At 57.4% G+C, this 19,003-nt stretch carries 21 protein-coding genes; 6 read left to right on the top strand and 15 right to left on the bottom strand.

The window, feature by feature from the left end; all coding sequences use genetic code 11:
- Positions 1-290 precede the first annotated feature (290 nt).
- From CL546_RS10200 to CL546_RS10190, 3 genes are all read left to right on the top strand, one after another.
- The gene (locus tag CL546_RS10200) at positions 291-758 is read left to right on the top strand and encodes an MOSC domain-containing protein (RefSeq protein WP_290494678.1); all 468 of its coding nucleotides are present in this window, start codon (positions 291-293) and stop codon (positions 756-758) included.
- A gap of 62 nt (positions 759-820) precedes the next feature.
- Positions 821-1,387 carry a DUF1415 domain-containing protein gene (locus tag CL546_RS10195; protein WP_290494676.1) on the top strand — a complete coding sequence of 189 codons (567 nt, stop codon included), beginning with the start codon at positions 821-823 and terminating at the stop codon, positions 1,385-1,387.
- Positions 1,384-1,725, top strand: coding sequence for a DUF3301 domain-containing protein (locus CL546_RS10190; protein ID WP_063519132.1), 342 nt, complete (start codon positions 1,384-1,386; stop codon positions 1,723-1,725). The genes CL546_RS10195 and CL546_RS10190 overlap by 4 nt, the downstream gene beginning before the upstream one ends.
- Before the next feature lie 16 nt (positions 1,726-1,741).
- Here the strand turns inward: CL546_RS10190 and CL546_RS10185 are convergent, their stop codons facing one another.
- The 8 genes from CL546_RS10185 to cyoA form a co-directional block, all read right to left on the bottom strand.
- Positions 1,742-2,176: a VOC family protein gene (locus tag CL546_RS10185; RefSeq protein WP_063519874.1), complete on the bottom strand. Its 435-nt coding sequence runs from the start codon at positions 2,174-2,176 to the stop codon at positions 1,742-1,744.
- Between the two features lie 153 nt (positions 2,177-2,329).
- Entirely contained in the window at positions 2,330-2,878 is a 549-nt protein-coding gene (locus CL546_RS10180; protein WP_290494672.1) for a response regulator transcription factor, read from the bottom strand.
- Entirely contained in the window at positions 2,871-4,223 is a 1,353-nt protein-coding gene (locus CL546_RS10175) for an ATP-binding protein (RefSeq protein ID WP_290494671.1), read from the bottom strand. Before CL546_RS10175 ends, CL546_RS10180 begins: the two co-directional genes overlap by 8 nt.
- A gap of 178 nt (positions 4,224-4,401) precedes the next feature.
- The gene (locus tag CL546_RS10170) at positions 4,402-5,115 is read right to left on the bottom strand and encodes an SURF1 family protein (protein WP_290494669.1); all 714 of its coding nucleotides are present in this window, start codon (positions 5,113-5,115) and stop codon (positions 4,402-4,404) included.
- 97 nt (positions 5,116-5,212) lie between these two features.
- Positions 5,213-5,569 (bottom strand): cytochrome o ubiquinol oxidase subunit IV, encoded by a 357-nt coding sequence (gene cyoD / locus CL546_RS10165; RefSeq protein WP_290494667.1) that lies wholly within the window; start codon positions 5,567-5,569, stop codon positions 5,213-5,215.
- Complete coding sequence (gene cyoC, locus CL546_RS10160) at positions 5,566-6,189, bottom strand: cytochrome o ubiquinol oxidase subunit III (protein WP_290494665.1); 624 nt, start codon at positions 6,187-6,189, stop codon at positions 5,566-5,568. The genes cyoD and cyoC overlap by 4 nt, the downstream gene beginning before the upstream one ends.
- Positions 6,190-6,196: 7 nt before the next feature.
- Positions 6,197-8,197 carry a cytochrome o ubiquinol oxidase subunit I gene (cyoB, locus tag CL546_RS10155; protein WP_290494663.1) on the bottom strand — a complete coding sequence of 667 codons (2,001 nt, stop codon included), beginning with the start codon at positions 8,195-8,197 and terminating at the stop codon, positions 6,197-6,199.
- Between the two features lie 35 nt (positions 8,198-8,232).
- Positions 8,233-9,237 (bottom strand): ubiquinol oxidase subunit II, encoded by a 1,005-nt coding sequence (cyoA, locus tag CL546_RS10150; RefSeq protein WP_290494661.1) that lies wholly within the window; start codon positions 9,235-9,237, stop codon positions 8,233-8,235.
- A gap of 153 nt (positions 9,238-9,390) precedes the next feature.
- On the opposite strand from cyoA, the gene CL546_RS10145 reads away from it, so the two are divergent.
- Positions 9,391-10,701 (top strand): MFS transporter, encoded by a 1,311-nt coding sequence (locus CL546_RS10145; RefSeq protein ID WP_290494659.1) that lies wholly within the window; start codon positions 9,391-9,393, stop codon positions 10,699-10,701.
- Between the two features lie 507 nt (positions 10,702-11,208).
- Here CL546_RS10145 and CL546_RS10140 read toward each other — a convergent pair.
- Entirely contained in the window at positions 11,209-12,318 is a 1,110-nt protein-coding gene (locus CL546_RS10140; RefSeq protein WP_290494657.1) for an NADH:flavin oxidoreductase, read from the bottom strand.
- Positions 12,319-12,568: 250 nt separating this feature from the next.
- Here CL546_RS10140 and CL546_RS10135 point away from each other — a divergent pair, with 250 nt between their 5' ends.
- Positions 12,569-13,030, top strand: coding sequence for a winged helix-turn-helix transcriptional regulator (locus CL546_RS10135; protein ID WP_290494655.1), 462 nt, complete (start codon positions 12,569-12,571; stop codon positions 13,028-13,030).
- A 480-nt stretch (positions 13,031-13,510) separates the two neighbouring features.
- Positions 13,511-14,140, top strand: a complete 630-nt coding sequence (locus tag CL546_RS10130) for an HD domain-containing protein (RefSeq protein ID WP_290494653.1) — start codon at positions 13,511-13,513, stop codon at positions 14,138-14,140.
- 41 nt (positions 14,141-14,181) lie between these two features.
- Here CL546_RS10130 and CL546_RS10125 read toward each other — a convergent pair whose 3' ends face one another.
- The 6 genes from CL546_RS10125 to CL546_RS10100 all read right to left on the bottom strand — a co-directional run bounded on the left by CL546_RS10125 (position 14,182) and on the right by CL546_RS10100 (position 18,972).
- Positions 14,182-14,718 carry a hypothetical protein gene (locus CL546_RS10125; protein ID WP_290494651.1) on the bottom strand — a complete coding sequence of 179 codons (537 nt, stop codon included), beginning with the start codon at positions 14,716-14,718 and terminating at the stop codon, positions 14,182-14,184.
- A gap of 256 nt (positions 14,719-14,974) precedes the next feature.
- A complete protein-coding gene (locus CL546_RS10120; RefSeq protein ID WP_290494649.1) occupies positions 14,975-15,430 on the bottom strand; it encodes a DUF2846 domain-containing protein in 456 nt (151 codons plus the stop codon).
- Positions 15,431-15,760: 330 nt separating this feature from the next.
- Positions 15,761-16,222 carry an NlpC/P60 family protein gene (locus CL546_RS10115; RefSeq protein ID WP_290494648.1) on the bottom strand — a complete coding sequence of 154 codons (462 nt, stop codon included), beginning with the start codon at positions 16,220-16,222 and terminating at the stop codon, positions 15,761-15,763.
- Positions 16,223-16,467: 245 nt separating this feature from the next.
- Positions 16,468-17,142 carry a ribulose-phosphate 3-epimerase gene (gene rpe, locus CL546_RS10110; protein WP_290494646.1) on the bottom strand — a complete coding sequence of 225 codons (675 nt, stop codon included), beginning with the start codon at positions 17,140-17,142 and terminating at the stop codon, positions 16,468-16,470.
- A gap of 163 nt (positions 17,143-17,305) precedes the next feature.
- Complete coding sequence (gene murU / locus CL546_RS10105) at positions 17,306-17,971, bottom strand: N-acetylmuramate alpha-1-phosphate uridylyltransferase MurU (protein ID WP_290494644.1); 666 nt, start codon at positions 17,969-17,971, stop codon at positions 17,306-17,308.
- On the bottom strand, positions 17,968-18,972 hold the full coding sequence (locus tag CL546_RS10100; protein WP_290494642.1) for an aminoglycoside phosphotransferase family protein: 1,005 nt from the start codon (positions 18,970-18,972) through the stop codon (positions 17,968-17,970). Before CL546_RS10100 ends, murU begins: the two co-directional genes overlap by 4 nt.
- Between the last annotated feature and the right edge of the window lie 31 nt (positions 18,973-19,003).

The following is a 19,003-nucleotide window of genomic DNA, read 5'->3' as shown; positions in this document are numbered from 1 at the left end:
GACCGCGATCAAGAGCAATAATTGTAGAGGAAAACGAACAAAAAGACGTGTCAGTGCAGACACAGGGGGAGCATCACCATCGCCAGCTGGCGGGTGCGGGGAGGAAAAGCGGATTGTCGATCAGGGCACAGTCCAAGGGACGTCCTTTCTCAATCATCGTCGTTGCGGTAATTCTAGCTAATGAAAACGCCAGACGCCAGACGCTGAAAACCCGGAGGAAACTGCTAGACTGGCCTCTTTGATGTACTCGCACTTTGGCCCCAGGCATTAGGCATCCATCCGGGAGCTCCATGAAAATCCTCGCCCTCTACACCGCCAGCCAGTCTCGCGGCCCGGTGGAAAGCCAACCAGCCGTGCAGCTGCGCGCCGGCTGCGGCATCGTTGGCGACCGCCATTACCGCCGCAACGCCAAACCGGAAGAACAAATTACCCTGATCGAATCCGAGGCCATCGCCACCTATAACCGCGAGCACAAGCAGCAGGTCGAGCCGCACACCCTGCGCCGTAACGTGCTGACCGAAGGCGTCGATCTCAACGCCCTGGAAGGCCGGGAGTTTTTGCTCGGCAACATCCGCCTGCGCGGCATAGAGCTGTGTGAGCCTTGCTCCGTGGTAGGGCTCCTGCTGGCCGGCGATCTGACCCCGCCGCAGGTCATCAAGGCCCTGCTGGGCCGGGGCGGCCTGCGCTGTGAAATCCTCTCCAGTGGCGTAATTCGCGTAGGCGATCACATTGACACCCATGTGACTGAAACCCTGTAGGGCAAAATTCGGCTCACGCCGGCCTCGCCCTGCGCAACCTTAATCCAGGAAACCTGGCTCGAATGAACGACAAGGAAATGACGGACCCTATCCAGCAGACTCACCAATGGCTCGAAGACGTGGTCATCGGCCTGAACCTTTGCCCGTTTGCCCGCAAACCCTTCAACGCCGGCCAGGTACGGCTCACCGTCAGCGACAGCCGTAATGTGGAAACCCTGCTGGGTGACCTGCACGAAGAACTCGACCGCATGGATCGCACCCCGGCAGACGAAATCGACACCACCCTGCTGATCATTACCGATCAACTGGAAGACTTCCTCGATTACAACGATGTGCTGGACTTGGCCGATGGTCTGCTGGAGCAACAGGGCTGGGAAGGCACCTACCAGATCGCCAGCTTCCATCCCGCGTACCAGTTTGCCGACACCGCCGTGGACGACCGGGAAAACTACACCAACCGGGCGCCCTACCCGATTCTGCATATCCTGCGCGAAGCCAGCCTGGACAAGGGCCTGGCCAGTTACCCGAATCCGGAGCAGATTCCCGAACGCAACATTGACACCCTCAACGGGCTGACAGAGGCACAGTGGCTCGCCCTGTTTGGCGGCTTGCCGGGAGCCCGTCGGTGAATCTGGATCTTTCCGATATCTTGCTGGTCACGGTGCTGATCGTCATCGGCGCCCTGTTCTGGCGTTCCCACGGCATTCGCGAGCGGGCGCTGGTGGCTACCCGGCGCTTTTGCGAGCGAGAACAACTGGAATTTCTGGATGAGAGTGTGGGCCTGGAAAAGCTGACCCTGAGCAAAGACCACCACGGCAAACGCCGCATTACCCGCATTTACCGGTTTGAATTCACCGTCACCGGTGGAGAGCGTTACGAAGGGCGCACCGTGGTGCAGGGCGGCATCACCCAACGGGTAGAATTACCGCCCCACCGTTACACGCCGCCGCCGGAAGAATTGCACTGACAGGCAAGGCCTGGCCTCAAGTTTCGTAAGCGGCCTTGCTGCCATCAAAATTCACCATCCAGGGAATGCCGAAGCGGTCGTTACACATCCCAAAGCGTTCCGCCCAGGGCGTTTCTTCCATGGGCATTTTAATTTCGCCCCCTTCCGCCAGCGCCGCAAACAGGGTTTCCGCCTCTTTCACACTATCAGCCTGCACACTCAGCGTGGTCCCCTGGGCTTTTTCAAAATACTCTGGCGGGCAATCAGACCCCATCAGCACAATCCCATCACCCTGCAGACAAACATGACAGATATGGTGATGGGATTCCTTTGGCACCTCGTCCGCCATGGGCGACTCGCCCATGGTCAGCTGGAATACGATATCCGCGCCCAGGCAGTCGGCGTAGAACGCGAACGCCTCACGGCAGGTGCCCGGAAAATTCAGATAGGGGTTCAGACGAATCTTGGACATGGCATCTCTCCTTAGAATGAAATTAGCTTTCCCTGACTAGTCGAATGTCATAGCCGCTTTTCGACAGACCACCCTGTTCTTGTAGGAGCGTCGCTGGCGGCGCGCTAACGACCTTATGGGATCGCGCCGCCAGCGACGCTCCTACGGGAAGGGCTACTTCACCCGCTGCTTTTCCAGCTTGCGGGCCAGGGTGCGGCGGTGCATCCCCAGGCGCCGGGCGGTTTCGGAGATATTAAACCCGGTTTCTGCCAGGGTTTCGTGGATGCGTTCCCACTCCAGGGTTTTCAAATCGGTGGCCCGGGCGGTAAGAGACACGTCAGTATTACCTTCCGCGCGGTTGAAGGCATCTTCTATGTCATCGGTGTTGGATGGTTTGGCCAGGTAATGACACGCCCCCAACTTCACCGCTTCCACGGCAGTGGCGATGCTGGCGTAACCGGTCAGCACCACGATCAGCATGTCTTCATCGTGCTCATGTAGGGTCTGCACACAGGCCAGCCCGGACGAATCCCCCTTGAGCTTCAGATCGACCACGGCAAAACCGGGCTCATGGCTTTCCAGCAGAACCTGCATCGATTCCAGACTATCCGCATGAATCACCCGATAACCACGCCGTTCAAACGAACGGGTCAGGGTACGGGCAAAGGCTTCATCATCTTCGACAATCAGTAGCAGCCTTTCAGACTTCTGTTCATCAGACACCGTTGGCTCCTCCTTTTTCCTGCTCCAGCGCGACCACGGACAGCGGCAGAGACAGGGTCACCAGGGCGCCCCCCTCTGGCGAGTTACTCGCCCTCAGGTTGCCACCTAATGTACGCAGTACATTCATCACCAGAAACAATCCAAGACCGCTGCCCGGCCGCCCCTTGCTGGACTGGTAAGGCCGCCCCAGATTATCGAGCATCGACTGCGGAAAACCCGGCCCTCGATCTGTCACGGACACCAACAAGGTTTCTTCTTCGCGGTGCACTTCCAGGCTCACCCAATGGGGAGAGGCCTCCAAGGCATTATCCAATACGTTGTGAATACTCTGCCTGAGTGCAGAGTCCGACACGATGCTCAGATCCTCACCAAAATCATTGCTATAGACAAAGCCCTTCACCGGCCGGGTTTCACGCCACTCGTCGACCAGATCATCGAGGAACTCGCGTACCGAGGTTTCCTCCGACGATTCCCCGCGAGCCTCGCCCGCCGATAACAGAATACCGCTGACAATGGACTTGCAACGCAATACCTGTGTCTGCATTTCCGCAATTTCCTGAGCCATGTCCCCGTCGGTCTTGAACGGTTCCATGTGTTTCCAGTCCCCCAGAATCACCGACAGGGTCGCCAGCGGCGTACCCAGCTCATGGGCTGCGCCGGAGGCCAGCAGCCCCATGCGCACAATGTGCTCTTCTTCCGCCGCCCGCTGGCGCAACTCCGCCAGGTGCTCATCGCGTTGCCGGCGGTTGCGGGTAATGCGATTGATAAAGATCACCAGCAAACCACCATTGAGCACAAAGCAGATCATCATCCCTTCGATGTAGAGACTGAACAGCCCCTCGGAGTGATCCAGTGGCATGGGTAGCGGATGGCCGTACCAGGCCAGCCAGCCAAAACACAGGGTGGTGGTAATCAGAATGACCCAGGTAGACCAGACCTCCAGCAACACCGCCCCCAGAATCACCTGCAACAGATACAGGAACACGAACGGATTGGAGGCACCGCCACTGAGCGCCAACAGCATGGTGAGTGTGGCCACATCGATCAGCAGGGACAGGAACAGCTCGGTATTACCAATCGGCTTCGGCAGTCTCAGGCGCAGCACGCTGACTGCGTTGAGCAACAGCAGGCCAAACAACACCACCAGCATTTGTGACACAGGCAGCTTGATACCAAAACCGTAGTTGACCACCAGAATGGTGGCGAACTGGCCGAACATGGCAATCCAGCGCAGCTGAATCAGTAGCTGCAGGTTCTTGCGGCCAGTCAGGTCATCGCTGCTGCGGCGCAGCGCAGAAAACAGCGACCCAGACAAGGAGCCCTTGGAGGGTGAGGACGACGACATGGTTTCCATAACCCCAGTTTAGTGTAGGTCGCCACTAATAATGCAACTTATGACGGCGCCTTTTTCCGCCACTCAGTGTTGCTTTTCTTTGACGTAGACCCACTATGCCTGCAGAAAAGCGCCTTGATTGGTGAAAAAATGCACTCGACATAAGTCACACAATCAGCGGCGACCTACACTAACGCGTTCGGCGTGAATCCCGCAGTACCAGCCAGGCCGCCAACAACATGCCAAAGGCAAGGGCGAACCAGGTGATGGCATAGACGAGGTGGTTATTGCGGAACTGGATGACGGTAAGCCCGCCCACCGGCAGTTCACTGACTGTGGCCTGCACATCCACGAAATACGGCGCCACCGGCGACAGCCCCTGGCGCTCAGCCATGGCTTGCACATCACGGGAATACCAGCGGTTTTCCGCTGGCACATTGTCCCGGAACACACCGCCACCGGGATGGCTCAGGCGCAGCAGCCCGGTGACGGTGACTGGCTCTGTCGGCGTATATTCGCCCGACTGGGCCGCACCCCGTTTCTCCTGGGGCACAAACCCCTGGTTCACATAGACCCAGCTGCCGTCGGCACGCTGCAACGGCGCCATCACCCAATAGCCCTGCCCCGCTTGCGTCGCCGCTGAAACCAGCGCAACGGCCTCGGGCCGATACTGGCCGCTCACACTGACATGGAGGTACTCATGACTGTCTTCACTGACAGAGGGCCAGTCAGGTTGCGGCGGCGCCGCCACCGCCTGGGCGTGCACCCGAGCGTCCACGCGAGCAATCAGATCCTCCTTCCAGGCCAGCCGCTTCACCTGCCAGACACCCAACGCCACAAAGCCGGCAAAGGCCACCGCAGTCAACAGCAAGAACAGGACAGAGAGAATACGTCGACGAGCCATGGTCATGCCTCTTCAAACGTGGAGGAAGGAAGGGAGGAGACCGGCAACGCCGATCTCCTTATGCGTGTTGCATGTTGCGTGAAGCGTACTGCGCTTCTTAATCCATCATCCCCGGCATCATGTTCACGTTCAGGTTATGCATCACCCACAGGGAACCCGCGAGTGTGATGAATACCAGAATCAGCGTGAAAATCAGCGCCAGCATGTTCCAGCCCCCTTCCGAATGGAAGTTCATGTGCAGGAAGAACACCATGTGCACCACAATCTGTACCAGCGCAAAGCCCAGGATCACCATCACCGTGGTGGTAGAGCTTTCGAATACATCGCCCATCACCAACCAGAACGGAATCACCGTCAGGATCACCGCCAGCACGAACCCCGTCAGGTATTCCTTCAGGGAAACGTGGGGAATGTCCGCATCGTGATGATCATGATCGTGTGTATGCTCGCTCATGGCAGCACTCCCATCAGATAAACGTAAGTGAACACGCCAACCCAAACCACGTCCAGGAAGTGCCAGAACATGGAAAGGCAGAATACCCGGCGCTTGTTTTCCGGGATCAGGCCGTGCTTTTTCAACTGGAACAACAAGGTCACCAGCCACACGATACCGAAGAACACGTGCAGACCGTGGGTACCCACCAGAGCGAAGAAGGCCGTCCAGAAGCCACTGGTCTGCGGGCCCGCGCCCACATGAATCAAATGATGGAATTCATACAGTTCCAGGCTCAAAAAGCCCAGCCCAAGCAAGCCGGTAACGGCCAGCCAGAACATGGTCCCTTTCACCTTGTTGGCCTGCATCTGCAGCATGGCGAAGCCATAGGTGATGGACGACACCAACAGCAACGAGGTGTTGATGGCGATCAAGCTCAGATCGAACAATTCCATGCCGGTGGGCCCGCCCGCATAACTGCGGCCAAGCACCCCGTAAGTGGCAAACAGACAAGCGAAGATCAGACAGTCGCTCATCAGGTAAATCCAGAAACCCAGCAGGGTCCCGTTCTGGGGGTGATGATCCCCCTTCACCAGAAACTCCAGCTGGCCGTCCTGCGTGCTGTTCGCGTCAGCAGTCATGGTATTTTCAGACATTGGCAAGCACCCGTGTACGTTCTGCTTCAATCCGTTCTACTTCTTCCGCCGGAATGTAGTAATCACGGTCGTAATTGAAGGTGTGATAGATAGCTGTGCCGATCAGCGCCACAAAGGACACACCCGCCAGCAACCACATGTGCCAGATCAGAGCAAAACCAATCACCACACTGATACCGGAGAGCACGATGCCCGCCCAGGTACCCTTGGGCATGTGAATCGGAATAAAGCCGGATTCAGGGCGCTGGAAACCGTGCTGCTTCATCTGCCACCAGGCATCCAGCTCGTGGACGCGTGGCGTGAAGGCAAAGTTGTACGGCGGCGGCGGAGAGGATGTGGACCACTCCAGGGTACGGCCATCCCACGGATCACCGGTTTCATCCTTCAAGGACTCGCGGCGCATGAAGCTCACCACCAGCTGAATGATGAAGGCGGCAATGCCCACCGCAATCAGTACCGCACCAAAGGCAGCAATCTGGAACCAGATCTGCAGGGACTGATCCTCGAAGTGGCTGACGCGACGGGTCACGCCCATCAGGCCCAGCACGTACAGAGGCATGAACGCGAAGTAGAAACCGATCAGCCAGAACCAGAAGGACATCTTGCCCCAGAACTCATCCAGCTTGTAACCGGTGGCCTTCGGGAACCAGTAGGTAATACCGGCGAACAGACCGAACAGCACGCCGCCGATGATCACGTTATGGAAATGCGCAATCAGGAACAGGCTGTTATGCAGCACGAAGTCCACCGGCGGCACCGCCAGCAACACACCGGTCATACCACCGATCACGAAGGTGACCATGAAGCCCATGGTCCACAGCATGGGCACATCGAACTTGATGCGGCCCCGGAACATGGTAAACAACCAGTTGAAGATCTTCGCCCCCGTGGGGATCGAGATAATCATGGTGGTGATCCCGAAGAACGAGTTCACGCTGGCCCCCGATCCCATGGTGAAGAAATGGTGCAGCCATACCAGGTAGGACAACACGGTAATCACCACGGTGGCGTAAACCATAGAGGTGTAGCCAAACAGCGGCTTGCGGCTATAGGTGGCCACGATCTCGGAGAAGATACCGAACACCGGCAGGATCAGGATGTACACCTCGGGGTGGCCCCAGATCCAGATCAGGTTCACGTACATCATGGCGTTACCGCCCAGATCGTTGGTGAAGAAAGCCGTATCCAGGTAACGGTCCATGGACAGCATGGCCAGCACCGCCGTCAGTACCGGGAATGCCGCCACAATGAGAATGTTGGTGCACAGAGAGGTCCAAGTGAACACCGGCATCTTCATCAGGCTCATGCCCGGTGCGCGCATCTTGACGATGGTCACCAACAGGTTAACCCCCGACAACAGCGTCCCCACCCCGGCGATCTGCAACGCCCAGATGTAGTAATCCACCCCGACACCGGGACTTTGCAATATCCCCGATAAAGGCGGGTAGGCCAGCCAGCCGGTCTTGGCGAACTCACCAATAAACAGGGACACCATCATCAACACGGCGCCGCCGGTGGTCATCCAGAAACTGAAATTGTTCAGGAACGGGAAGGCCACATCGCGGGTACCGATCTGCAACGGAATCAGGTAGTTCATGATCCCCGTCACCAGCGGCATGGCCACGAAGAAGATCATGATCACGCCATGGGCGGTGAAGATCTGGTCGTAGTGATGCGGCGGCAGGTAGCCGGTGGCGTCGCCAAAGGCCATGGCCTGATGCAGGCGCATCATGATGGCATCGGCGAAGCCACGCAGCAGCATCACCAGGCCAAGAATGATGTACATGATGCCGATTTTCTTGTGGTCGATTGTGGTGAACCACTCGTTCCACAGATAGCCCCACAGCTTGTAGCGGGTCAGCGCGGCAAGCAGCGCAATGCCACCCAGCGCCACCACGGCAAAGGTGCCGAGGATGATCGGATCATGGAAGGGAATCGCGTCCCAGGTAAGGCGACCAAAGATCAGCTTGGTCAGGTCCAGGTTCTCAAACATGGGCGGCACCTACTGCGTTTGCGATCAGGAGAGGATTATTCATGGTGGCCTCCATGAGACTGATGGCCGGCATGATCTTGATGATCGGCATGCTCAGCCTTGGCATCGCCGTGATGACCGGCGTGCTTGTCCATGCCGCCGTGGTACATCATGTCTTCCATACAGACCTGGCCCGGTTCCACGCAGCGATTGAAAATGCCGTAGTAAAGCGTCGGGTCTACCTGGCCGTAATAGCTCACCGGGTCATCAATGCTCGGCTCTGCCAGTTGCAGGTATTCGTCACGGCTCAGGTTCCCGTCGCTGGCCTTCACTTCCTCAACCCAGCTGGCGAAGTCTTCTTCGCTAAGTCCGTGGAAATCGAATTTCATCTGCGAGTAACCGGCGCCACTGTAGTTGGCAGAAAAGCCCTTGTAGACACCCGGCTCGTTGATCACCCCATGCAGCTTGGTTTCCATACCCGCCATGGCATAGATCTGCCCGGCCATGGCCGGAATGAAGAAGGAATTCATCATGGTAGAGGCGGTGATCTTGAAGCGAATCGGGTGATTCACCGGCGCCGCCAGCTCATTGACGGTGGCGATCCCCTGCTCCGGGTAGATAAACAGCCACTTCCAGTCCAGCGCCACCACTTCCACGGTGAGCGGCTCCAGGCCTACCGGTACCGGGGTCTGCGCATCAATACGGTCCAGCGGACGGTATGGATCCAGCTTGTGGGTACTTACCCAGGTCATGGCCCCCAGCGCGATGATAATCATCAGCGGAACAGACCAGATCACCAGTTCCAGCACGGTGGAATGGGTCCAGTCGGGCTTGTAGTTGGCCTCGGTGTTGGTTTCCCGGTAATGCCAGGCAAACCAAAACGTCAGCACGATCACCGGCACAATGACCAGCAACATGAGTACGGTTGCCCAGACGAGCAAATCCCGCTGTTGCACGGCCACGTCACCAGAGGGGGACATCACGACTGCGTCACAGCCCGACAGCAGGGCGGCAACAAGCAACGTCAACGACGCTCCACGCAAGTATTTGAATAATTGCATTGGCGAATCTTCTGGTTGGCTTTTGAGTACACGGGACTCTATCCAAGGGCATGGGCAGCCGGTATTGGACATTTTGTCCCATAGGCTTAAAGTCCTAACCATACTTGATGGACATCAAGGCACAAACAACAACTCTGGTGAAGAGCGCACAACATGTCTCAGACCTATCCGGCTTCCATGCCAAACGAAAAAAGCCACGCTTCCGTGGCCCCCAACGAGATCGCCGTAGGCGTGGTCATCGGGCGTACCTCCGAGTATTTCGACTTCTTTGTCTACGGCATCGCCTCCGTACTGATCTTCCCGCAGCTGTTTTTCCCCTTTACCGGCCAGCTGCAGGGCATGCTCTATTCTTTCATGCTGTTTGCTCTGGCGTTTGTAGCGCGGCCCTTTGGCACCGCCCTGTTCATGTGGATTCAGCGCCAGTGGGGCCGCAGCATCAAGCTCACCGCCGCCTTGTTCCTGCTGGGCACCGCCACCGCAGGCATCGCCTTCCTGCCCGGCTATGAAAAACTTGGCGGCCACGCCATCGCTCTGCTGGCCCTGTTCCGGGTCATGCAGGGAATCGCCTTTGGTGGCTCCTGGGATGGCCTGCCTTCATTGCTGGCCCTGAACGCCCCCAAGGAAAGCCGCAGCTGGTACACCATGATCGGCCAGCTGGGCGCGCCCCTGGGCTTTGTGATTGCCAGCGCCCTGTTCCTGTACCTCTACAACAGCCTGAGCGCCGCAGACTTCCAGGGCTGGGGCTGGCGTTACCCGTTCTTCGTGGCGTTCGCCATCAACGTGGTTGCCCTGTTTGCGCGCCTGCGCCTGGTGCTCGGTGAGGAATACACCGAAGCCATGCAGGAAAGTGAGCTGGAACCCATCCGCACCAGCGAGATGGTGCGCGAAGAAGGCCACAATATTTTCATTGGTTCCTTCGCCGCCCTGGCCAGCTATGCGCTGTTCCATGTGGTGACCATCTTCCCGCTCTCCTGGATCGCCTTCCAGGGCAGCCAGACCACCGCCGAAGTGCTGACCGTACAGGTGCTGGGGGGCTTCGTGGGCATCATGGCCACCATCGGCTCCGGCTGGATCGCCGCCCGCATCGGCAAGCGCACCACCGTGGGCGCCCTGGCCGCCATGATCGGCGTCTTCAGCCTGCTCACCCCTCTGCTGATGGGCGGCAGCCCGGTCATGCAGGACACCTTCATCCTGCTCGGCTTTGCCCTGCTCGGAGTGTCCTATGGCCAGGCCTCCGGCACGGTGACGGCCAACTTCGCGCCGCGCTTCCGCTACACCGGCGCCGCCCTCACCTCTGACTTCGCCTGGCTGTTCGGCGCCGCCTTCGCGCCGCTGGTCGCCCTGGGTCTGTCCGCCAAGTTCGGGCTTATGTCAGTCACGGTATATCTGCTGTCCGGCGTGATCTGCACCCTGCTGGCGCTGGCCATCAACCAGTCGCTGGAAGATCAGGGCGAAGAGAGTTGAAAGTTTAAAGTTCAAAGTTGAAACGCGGACTGACGCCGTCGTTCAACTGAAACCAAAGAGGCCGCGCCCGGATTCCGAGCGCGGCCTCTTAATGTTCGCCCCGCCATCTACAAAGCCGCTGTAGGAGTGCCTCTCGAGGCGCGAACCGCGTGCAAACGCGGAATCGTCCGAAGGACGATCAAGCCACCTCCGCATTCGATGATGGTGCCACAGATAGATAGTCGTGATGTATTTGATGGCCCCTTCCTCGCTGTCGCTCGGTTCGCGCCTCGAGAGGCACTCCTACAGCGGCTCCGTAGAAAAGCCAAACCACACCTCCCACTGTGGGAGCGGTCGTCCGACCGCGATAGCCGTGGCGCGGTGTTTTTTCGCGGTGTAACCACCGCTTCCACAGCCCCCTCCGCCAACGAAAAGGCCGCACCCAACCAGTGGACGCGGCCTCTTTCCTATCCGACCCGGCAAACCCCGGATCGCGTTCTTTTACTCGCAGCCAGTCGCTAGCAGCTGTCAGCTCAGATTCCCCAACGCCGCCTTGGTAAACGGCGCGATCTCGTCTTCCTTGCCTTCGCGCATCTTCACCAGCCAGTTCGGGTCCTGCAGCAGCGCACGGCCCACGGCGATCATGTCGAACTCGTCGCTGTCCATGCGGCGCTCCAGCTCATCCAGCCCTGCCGGGTTGGCGGTGCCGCCCATGCCGTCCGGGCTGTTGAGGAAGTCCCCGTCCAGGCCCACGCTGCCCACGGAAATCACCGGTTTGCCGGTAATCTTCTTGGTCCAGCCCGCCAGGTTCAGGTCAGAGCCTTCGAATTCCGGCAGCCAGAAACGGCGGGTGGAAGCATGAAACACATCCACACCCGCGTCCACGAAGGGCATCAGGAAACGTTCCAGCTCTTCCGGGTTCTGGGCCAGCTTGGCCTCGTAATCCTGCTGCTTCCACTGTGAGAAGCGCAGCACGATGGCAAAGTCTTCGCCCACGGCTTCGCGCACCGCTTTCACGATCTCGATGCCAATGCGGGCACGGTTCTCGATGGAGCCACCGTATTCGTCATCACGCTGGTTGGTGCCTTCCCAGAAGAACTGATCGAGCAGGTAACCGTGGGCACCGTGAATCTCCACGCCATCAAAACCTACCTCTTTAGCGGCCTTGGCGGACTCGGCAAAAGCACGCACCACATCCTGGATATCCGCTTTGCTCATGGCCTCGCCGTTTTCCTTGCCGGGCTTGAACAGGCCAGAAGGCGAATAGGCAGGCACGTCCTTGTCCGGACCAATGCCGGGTTTGCGCACCGAGCCCACATGCCACAACTGTGGGATGATCTGGCCGCCAGCAGCGTGCACCGCATCCACCACCTTCTTCCAGCCCGCCATAGCTTCATCGCCATAAATGGCCGGCACCCGCTCGTAACCGTTGGCGGCCTTGTGGCCGACAAAGGTGCCTTCGGTGATGATCAGGCCCACCTCACCCTCAGCACGGCGCTGGTAATACCCCACCACCTGATCGTTGGGCACATACCCCGGAGAAAACGTACGGGTCATGGGCGCCATGGCCACCCGGTTACGCATTTTCAGGGATTTGTGTTCAAAAGGACGCAGCAGGCTATCCAGGGAACTACTCATGAGGCTCTCCTAATCAGTCTTATCTATTCACTCTCCAGGCCGAGCCAGATACAGGCTCGGCTTGAGCATTCGGGGTAACAAAAAAGGGGCCAGCAATGGCAACCACCCTCGCAATGGCCCTTTCAGCAGCACTCGCTCAATAACCAACAGAATCAGCGCATCTGCCCTCACGGGCGATCAATTCAATTTGGTTGCGTAATAAAACCTTATTTAGTTTCTTAATGCAACCATTCTGATCTATACTGCCGCCATGACACGTAAACGCTTCGACGACATGGGCTGCTCGGTGGCCTGCGCCCTCAATGAGGTCGGTGACTGGTGGTCCCTGCTGGTGGTCAAGCAGGCCATGCTGGGCACCCGCCGCTTTGTGGATTTCCAGCACAGCCTGGGCATCGCCAAGAACATCCTCTGCAACCGCCTGTCGCGGCTGGTGGATAACGGCGTGATGGTGCGTGTGGACGTGGGCGAGCACGGCAAGCGCTACGAATACCGCCTCACCGACAAGGGCCGGGATCTGTTTACCGTGGTCACCGCCCTGCGTCAGTGGAGCGAACGCTGGAACGGCGAAAAAGACGCCATGCAACTGGTGGACGGCCAGAGTGGCGAGCCGTTGGCACCGGTAGTGGTTCAAAACCAGCAGGGGACAGTGCTCACCGTGCGGGATGTGCGCTTTGTGGATGAAGAGGGGACGCCGCTGGAGCAAGCGGGGTAGCGACCTACCCCCGTAGGAGCGGCGCTTGAGCCGCGAACCGAGCGACAGCGAGGAAAATGCCATCGGCAACAACAGCATCCATTTCGGCAGTGCTAGAAGTGAAGGTGGCATCCACCCGGATGATTCACGACTAACCTGCCACGTCATCGCTCCTATAAAAGTGCGTGTCCTCGCCGGACAGGCCCAAAGGGGTGCTGCGCGACACCCCTCTGGACTCCCCCGCGCCCCGGACCGTTCGGCCTGCTCCGCAGGCACACTCCGGTACTCATAATCTGAAGGACGCAAAAAGACTCGCTCCGCTCAGACAGGTTTTTTGCTCTACGCCTTCAGATTATTCCGTTCCTCGACTCACTCTACGGGGAATCGCCATGCTGAGACGCTAGAAGAATACTGAGATTCAGACGGCACCAATCTAGGCAGGCTGACAACTCACCCTCCTGATACAGTAGATCCCCTCACCAGACGATTTGAGAAAACTGGATGACCACCGTATCCGTACTGCAACAGCGATGGCACACCACTGCCGCCCCGCTTCTGCCCGAGCCAGATGTCACCTGGCAACAACTCGCCTCCCACTACAGCGAGCCCCATCGCCACTATCACACCCTGGATCACGTGGCCGCCTGCCTGAACTGGCTAGACCAATACCACCACATCGTCGAAGACCCGATCTGCCTGGAACTGGCCCTGTGGGCTCACGATATCATCTACGATCCCCGTGCCAGCGATAATGAAGCCCGCAGCGCCGACTGGTTTACCCAGCAGTTTGCCGACAGCTCCCTGACTGACGCACAGCGCGATCGAGTACACACTCTCATTCTCGCCACCATCCACCCGCACCCACCGACAGATGGCGACATGGCACTGCTGCAGGATATCGACCTGAGTATCCTTGGGGCGGATTCGGAATTGTACGACCGGTATGAAGAGTGGATTCGGCTGGAATATAACTTTGTGCCGGAGGAAGCGTTTCGGAAAGGGCGGAGTGCGGTGTTGCGGAGTTTTCTGGAGCAGGATGCAATTTATCATACATCCGAGCTGAGCGAGCGGCTGGAAGCGTCAGCGCGGGATAATCTTAGTCAGGCTTTGGGGAAGCTTTCAGAGGGCTGATTGTTACACGCTTTGGGAAATGGGCGATCTTACCCTCACTTTTACCATTGTCGTCTTGTTGGCTTAGCATCAAGAACCTGTGAAAAGCCAAGCAGCCCTTTTTCGATCGTAACCTCAACCTCTTCACCAAGAGTGAAATTTTGGTTATCCCCGGGCCGATATGTGATCGTCTTTAACCCATTGCTTAGCCGTAAATACTTGAAAACCTCATAGCGCACCCTCTGCTCGCCTATTCCGGTGACATTATAAATCTCAACTCTTTGATCCCCGGTATCGGACATATTGTTGATTAACGTTACTGAGACCATTCCTCCCAATATGCATAAAGCGAATACCATGTAGTGGTTAGGCGGTTTCTTGTACCAAGGCAACTTATTTGAATTATGGAAAACATGTATTTTCCTAAAGAGTCGCCATCTTCGATAAACAATAAATAACAAACCTGCAGATAAGCCAAAAACGATGCCAATTAGAGTTAAATACTGCCCCTCAATGACATCGGCATTCAACAAGAAACCCATCTGGGAAATCATCCCAACAGCTATCACCAATAGCCCTACAGGAAAACCTTTTATCATTTAAATACCAACACTATGCAGACACGCATTATTTATATCCTTTTTTTCGGATCAAGTACTGAAGGAAGGTATTGAGTCTTGAGCTCAAGTGCACGATGCAAGACCCGACCCCAAACCTGCACGACCGGTATGAAGGGTGGATTCGGCAGGAATATGCCTTTGAGCGAGGATTGTGAGGATTGGGGTCAGGTCTTGCATCGTGCACCTTGACACACAACGTAAGACCTTAAGCTATTTAGCCCCTCAACCCTTTTATTCACTTCAACTCAACTTTCTTAAGATTCTGTATCTCGCTTTCGCATTGTTCAGTGTCAATTTTATCTATGTCAGCACTTTTACACTGAAGACAGAAATTCAACGTTAGCTTGAAACAGTAAATCCCTCCGGGGTCGGTCATGCTGGAAACACCTTTACCAAACCCAAAGGAGGTCAATGTTCTTGGCTCAACTTTGGTATCGCCGGGCTCAACCTCAGTTTCGAAGAATGAACCGTTAGGCAATGACCCGGACAGGACACCATTTACCATCACATCATATTGATTAGTCCCACCAGCAAACGCCTGATCTCTATATACGTAGATTTTGCTCATGGCAGGGTCATCATTAGCCATCCCCTCATATTTTCCGCTGGACACAACCGGCGTGGCGATAGTGCACCCCAAAAAAAATGACATTGATAACGCGGTGATGACTGTTTTTATAACCAACTTCATAATCCTTCCTTTTAAAACGTATCCCCGACTAACAACTCGACAATGAAAGACTTAGATCAAGTCTTGCCGATTGCATCCCTAATGTGAACCCCGCCCCGCTCAAAAACCAACCCTAACTCAACCACTTACAAATTCATGTAAGCCATATCCTACATATCAAACTTACGCGTAGATGAAAACGGGCTGGGATTCGATTAACGAAGAGGCCGGGGCTGGAGTTTTCTTGGAGACAAAGATCGCCCGCTTTTCTAGCGGGTTTCGCCTTGGTGCTGTGATTTCGGGAGACGCGGGGGATCCGGGAAATTTCTTAAGAGTAAGACCGAACGTGCGCTACCGATTCACCAGCCGCCTGGCCTTCCAGTAGCGCTGTCTCCAATAGGGGTTGTTGAGCGACGATTGCATGACACCGCTACTCACCGATGCATGCATAAATTCATCCCCACCCATGTAAATTCCCACGTGGCGATTGCCCGGTCCGGTTTTGAAGAACACCAGGTCGCCGACTTCCAGTTCGTTGCGGGCCACGGGTTCGCCTTCCTGCATCAGGGCGGAGGTGGTACGGGGGACTTTCATGTTCAGCTGCGAGAGGAAGGTGAGGTAGACAAAGCCGGAGCAATCCACACCTTTGGGGCTGAGGCCGCCGTATTGATAAGGCACGCCCTGCCAGTCTTCTTTCTGGGCGAGCAGGCTGTCTAGGATCAGGGATTGCTGGGGCGGAAGTTCCAGCGGTACTTCGGTAATGTCAGGTTGAGGGGATTGCCGCTCGGCGGGCACCAGGCTGCAGGCTGCCAAGCTGGTTAAGACCAGAAGTAGGGAGGGAATCCGGACAGGAATGGCGGTATAGCGGGGCATGGCGTGATAGTGATGGCTGACTTAAGGAGTCAGGCAGCCGGGCGGCGGGAAGGTTCCATAAGAACCATCTTGATGTAGGAGCGCCACTTGAGGCGCGAACCCGAGCCTTGGCGAGGGCATTCAACCGATCCTTCGCTTTAGCTCAGGTTCGCGCCTCAAGTGGCGCTCCTACAATGGGTTCGCTGTTAGGCTTTAGCCAGCTCGTCGCGCATTTGCTGGATAACGGCGGCGTAGTCGTCTTTGCCGAAGATGGCGGAGCCGGCCACGAAGGTGTCGGCGCCGGCGGCGGCGACTTCGCGGATGTTCTTCTCGGAGACGCCGCCATCCACTTCCAGGCGGATATCGTAGCCGCTGGCGTCGATCAGCTGGCGCACGGCGCGGGTCTTGTCCAGGGTGGAGGGGATAAACTTCTGACCGCCGTAGCCCGGGTTCACGCTCATCAGCAGGATCATGTCCAGCTTGTCCATCACGTATTCCAGGCAGTCCGGGCGAGTGGCCGGGTTGAGGACCAGGCCGGCCTTGCAGCCGTAGCTCTTGATCAACTGCAGGGAGCGGTCCACGTGCTGGCTGGCTTCCGGGTGGAAGGTGATGTAGCTGGCGCCGGCTTCAGCGAACATGCTGATCAGTTCATCCACCGGGCTGACCATCAGGTGCACGTCGATGGGGGCGGTGATGCCGTGATCGCGCAGGGCCTTGCAGACCATGGGGCCGATGGTCAGGTTGGGCACGTAATGATTGTCCATCACGTCGAAGTGGATCACGTCCGCCCCGGCGGCCAGTACGTTGTCGCACTCTTCGCCAAGACGGGCAAAGTTGGCGGCGAGGATAGAGGGGGCGATCAGGTAATCCTGCTTGGGCATGAGTATTCCTCAGTGTAAAGGCAGTTGCGAGTGACGAGTTTCGAGTTGCGAAAACCCAAGTCCAAAGGCGAATGTTTTGCCTTTCGAAACTCGTTACTCGCAACTCGTCACTATGTAATCGCGCCGCCACCGACGCTCCTACAAAACCATTTTCGGCGCTGGATCAGGCGCTCTTGAGTAACCGATCCAGTTCGTCCAGGCGTTCCGGGGTGCCAATATCCCACCATTGGCCACGGTGGTGTTCACCGCTAGCGGCGTCATCCGCCATGGCCGCCCGCAATAGCGGCGCCAGCTTGGCTTCGCCGTCGGGCAGATTGACGAACACGGCTGGATCAAAGCGACCAATACCGGCATAGGTGAGCCTGGGCTCGGCATTATCGCGCAACCGACCGGCCTCTGTCAGATGAAAATCCCCTTGCGGGTGGTGCGTAGGATTATCCGCCAGCACCAGATGCACCGGGTCAGGGCAATCACCCAGCAACCGGGACAAGTCAAAATCGGTCCAGATATCGCCGTTGACCAGCGCGAAAGGCTGATCGCCCAGCAATGGCAGGGCCCGCTTGATGCCCCCGGCGGTTTCCAGCGGTGTGCCTTCATGGGAATAAACGATGGGAATGCCATAGCGAGCGCCATCGCCCAAGGTCGCCGCCAGCGTCTCGCCCAGCCAGCCGGTGTTGATGACCAATGATTCGATACCAGCATCGCGCAGGGCCTCGATGTGGTATTCGATTAATGCTTTACCACCGGCCTGCAGCAACGGTTTGGGTGTGTGGTCGGTGAGTGGCCGCATCCGTTTGCCGTAACCGGCGGCCAAGATCATCGCCTTCACTCGTTATCCTCGATCTGGTCCAGCACCCATTGCAGGTCCGCCAGCTCCGGGCGACGGGCGATGACCGTGCGCAGGTACGCAAAGAACCGGGGCACATCGCCCAGATACTTGGGCTTGCCATCGCGATGACAGATACGGGCAAAAATACCGATGACCTTGATGTGGCGCTGGGCACCCATCAAATCGCAGTCGCGCAGAAAATCCTCAAAGGACGCCGGCAGCGGCAAACCCGCCGCCGTTGCCTTGTCGAAATACTCGCGCAGCCAACGGAGCACCCGCTCTTCCGGCCAGCTTAGAAACGCATCTTTGAACAGGCTGATCACGTCATAGGTGATCGGCCCGGCCACCGCATCCTGAAAATCAATCACCCCCGGGTTCGGGTCGGACACCATCAGGTTGCGCGGCATGTAATCACGATGCACAAACACCTGCGGCTGCGCCAGGGCAGAACGAATCAGCACATCAAACACGCGATCCAGCCGTTGACGCAGCTCCCCGGTCACCACCTTTTCGCGATGACGGAACAAGTACCATTGAGGGAACAGCTCCAGCTCCCGCTGCAGCAAGGCTTCGTCGTACTGCGGCAAGCCCGCGGTATCGGTATGCAATTGCTGAGTGATCAGAGCATCAATGGCGGCGCTATACCAATCATTGGCATTGGCTTCGTTCAATGCGGTCAGCCAGGTTTGTGTGCCCATGTCGCTGAGCAACAAGAACCCCTGCCGCAAATCCTGATGCACAATGGCAGGCACATGCAGACCCGCCTGTTTCAGGCGCTCAGCAATATCCACGAAGGGGCGGCAATCTTCCTGTTCCGGTGGGGCATCCATGGCCACCAGGCTGGTATCACCGTGGAAATAACGGAAATAGCGGCGGAAGCTGGCGTCCGCTGACGCAGGTTCACCAACCACTGGCTCACCAAGGTAAGCGCTTACCCACTGGTCAAGGGCGTGCTTTCTCGGGTCCGGGCTTGCTTCAGATTTACTTTTATCAGGCTGCATTGCCTTCCTTGTTCGATTACACTGCCGCTTT

The organism is Alcanivorax sp. (assembly GCF_002726155.1).
Classification (GTDB): domain Bacteria; phylum Pseudomonadota; class Gammaproteobacteria; order Pseudomonadales; family Alcanivoracaceae; genus Alcanivorax.
Note: the sequence above shows the minus strand (reverse complement) of the source record. Positions and strands in the feature narration are given on the sequence as shown.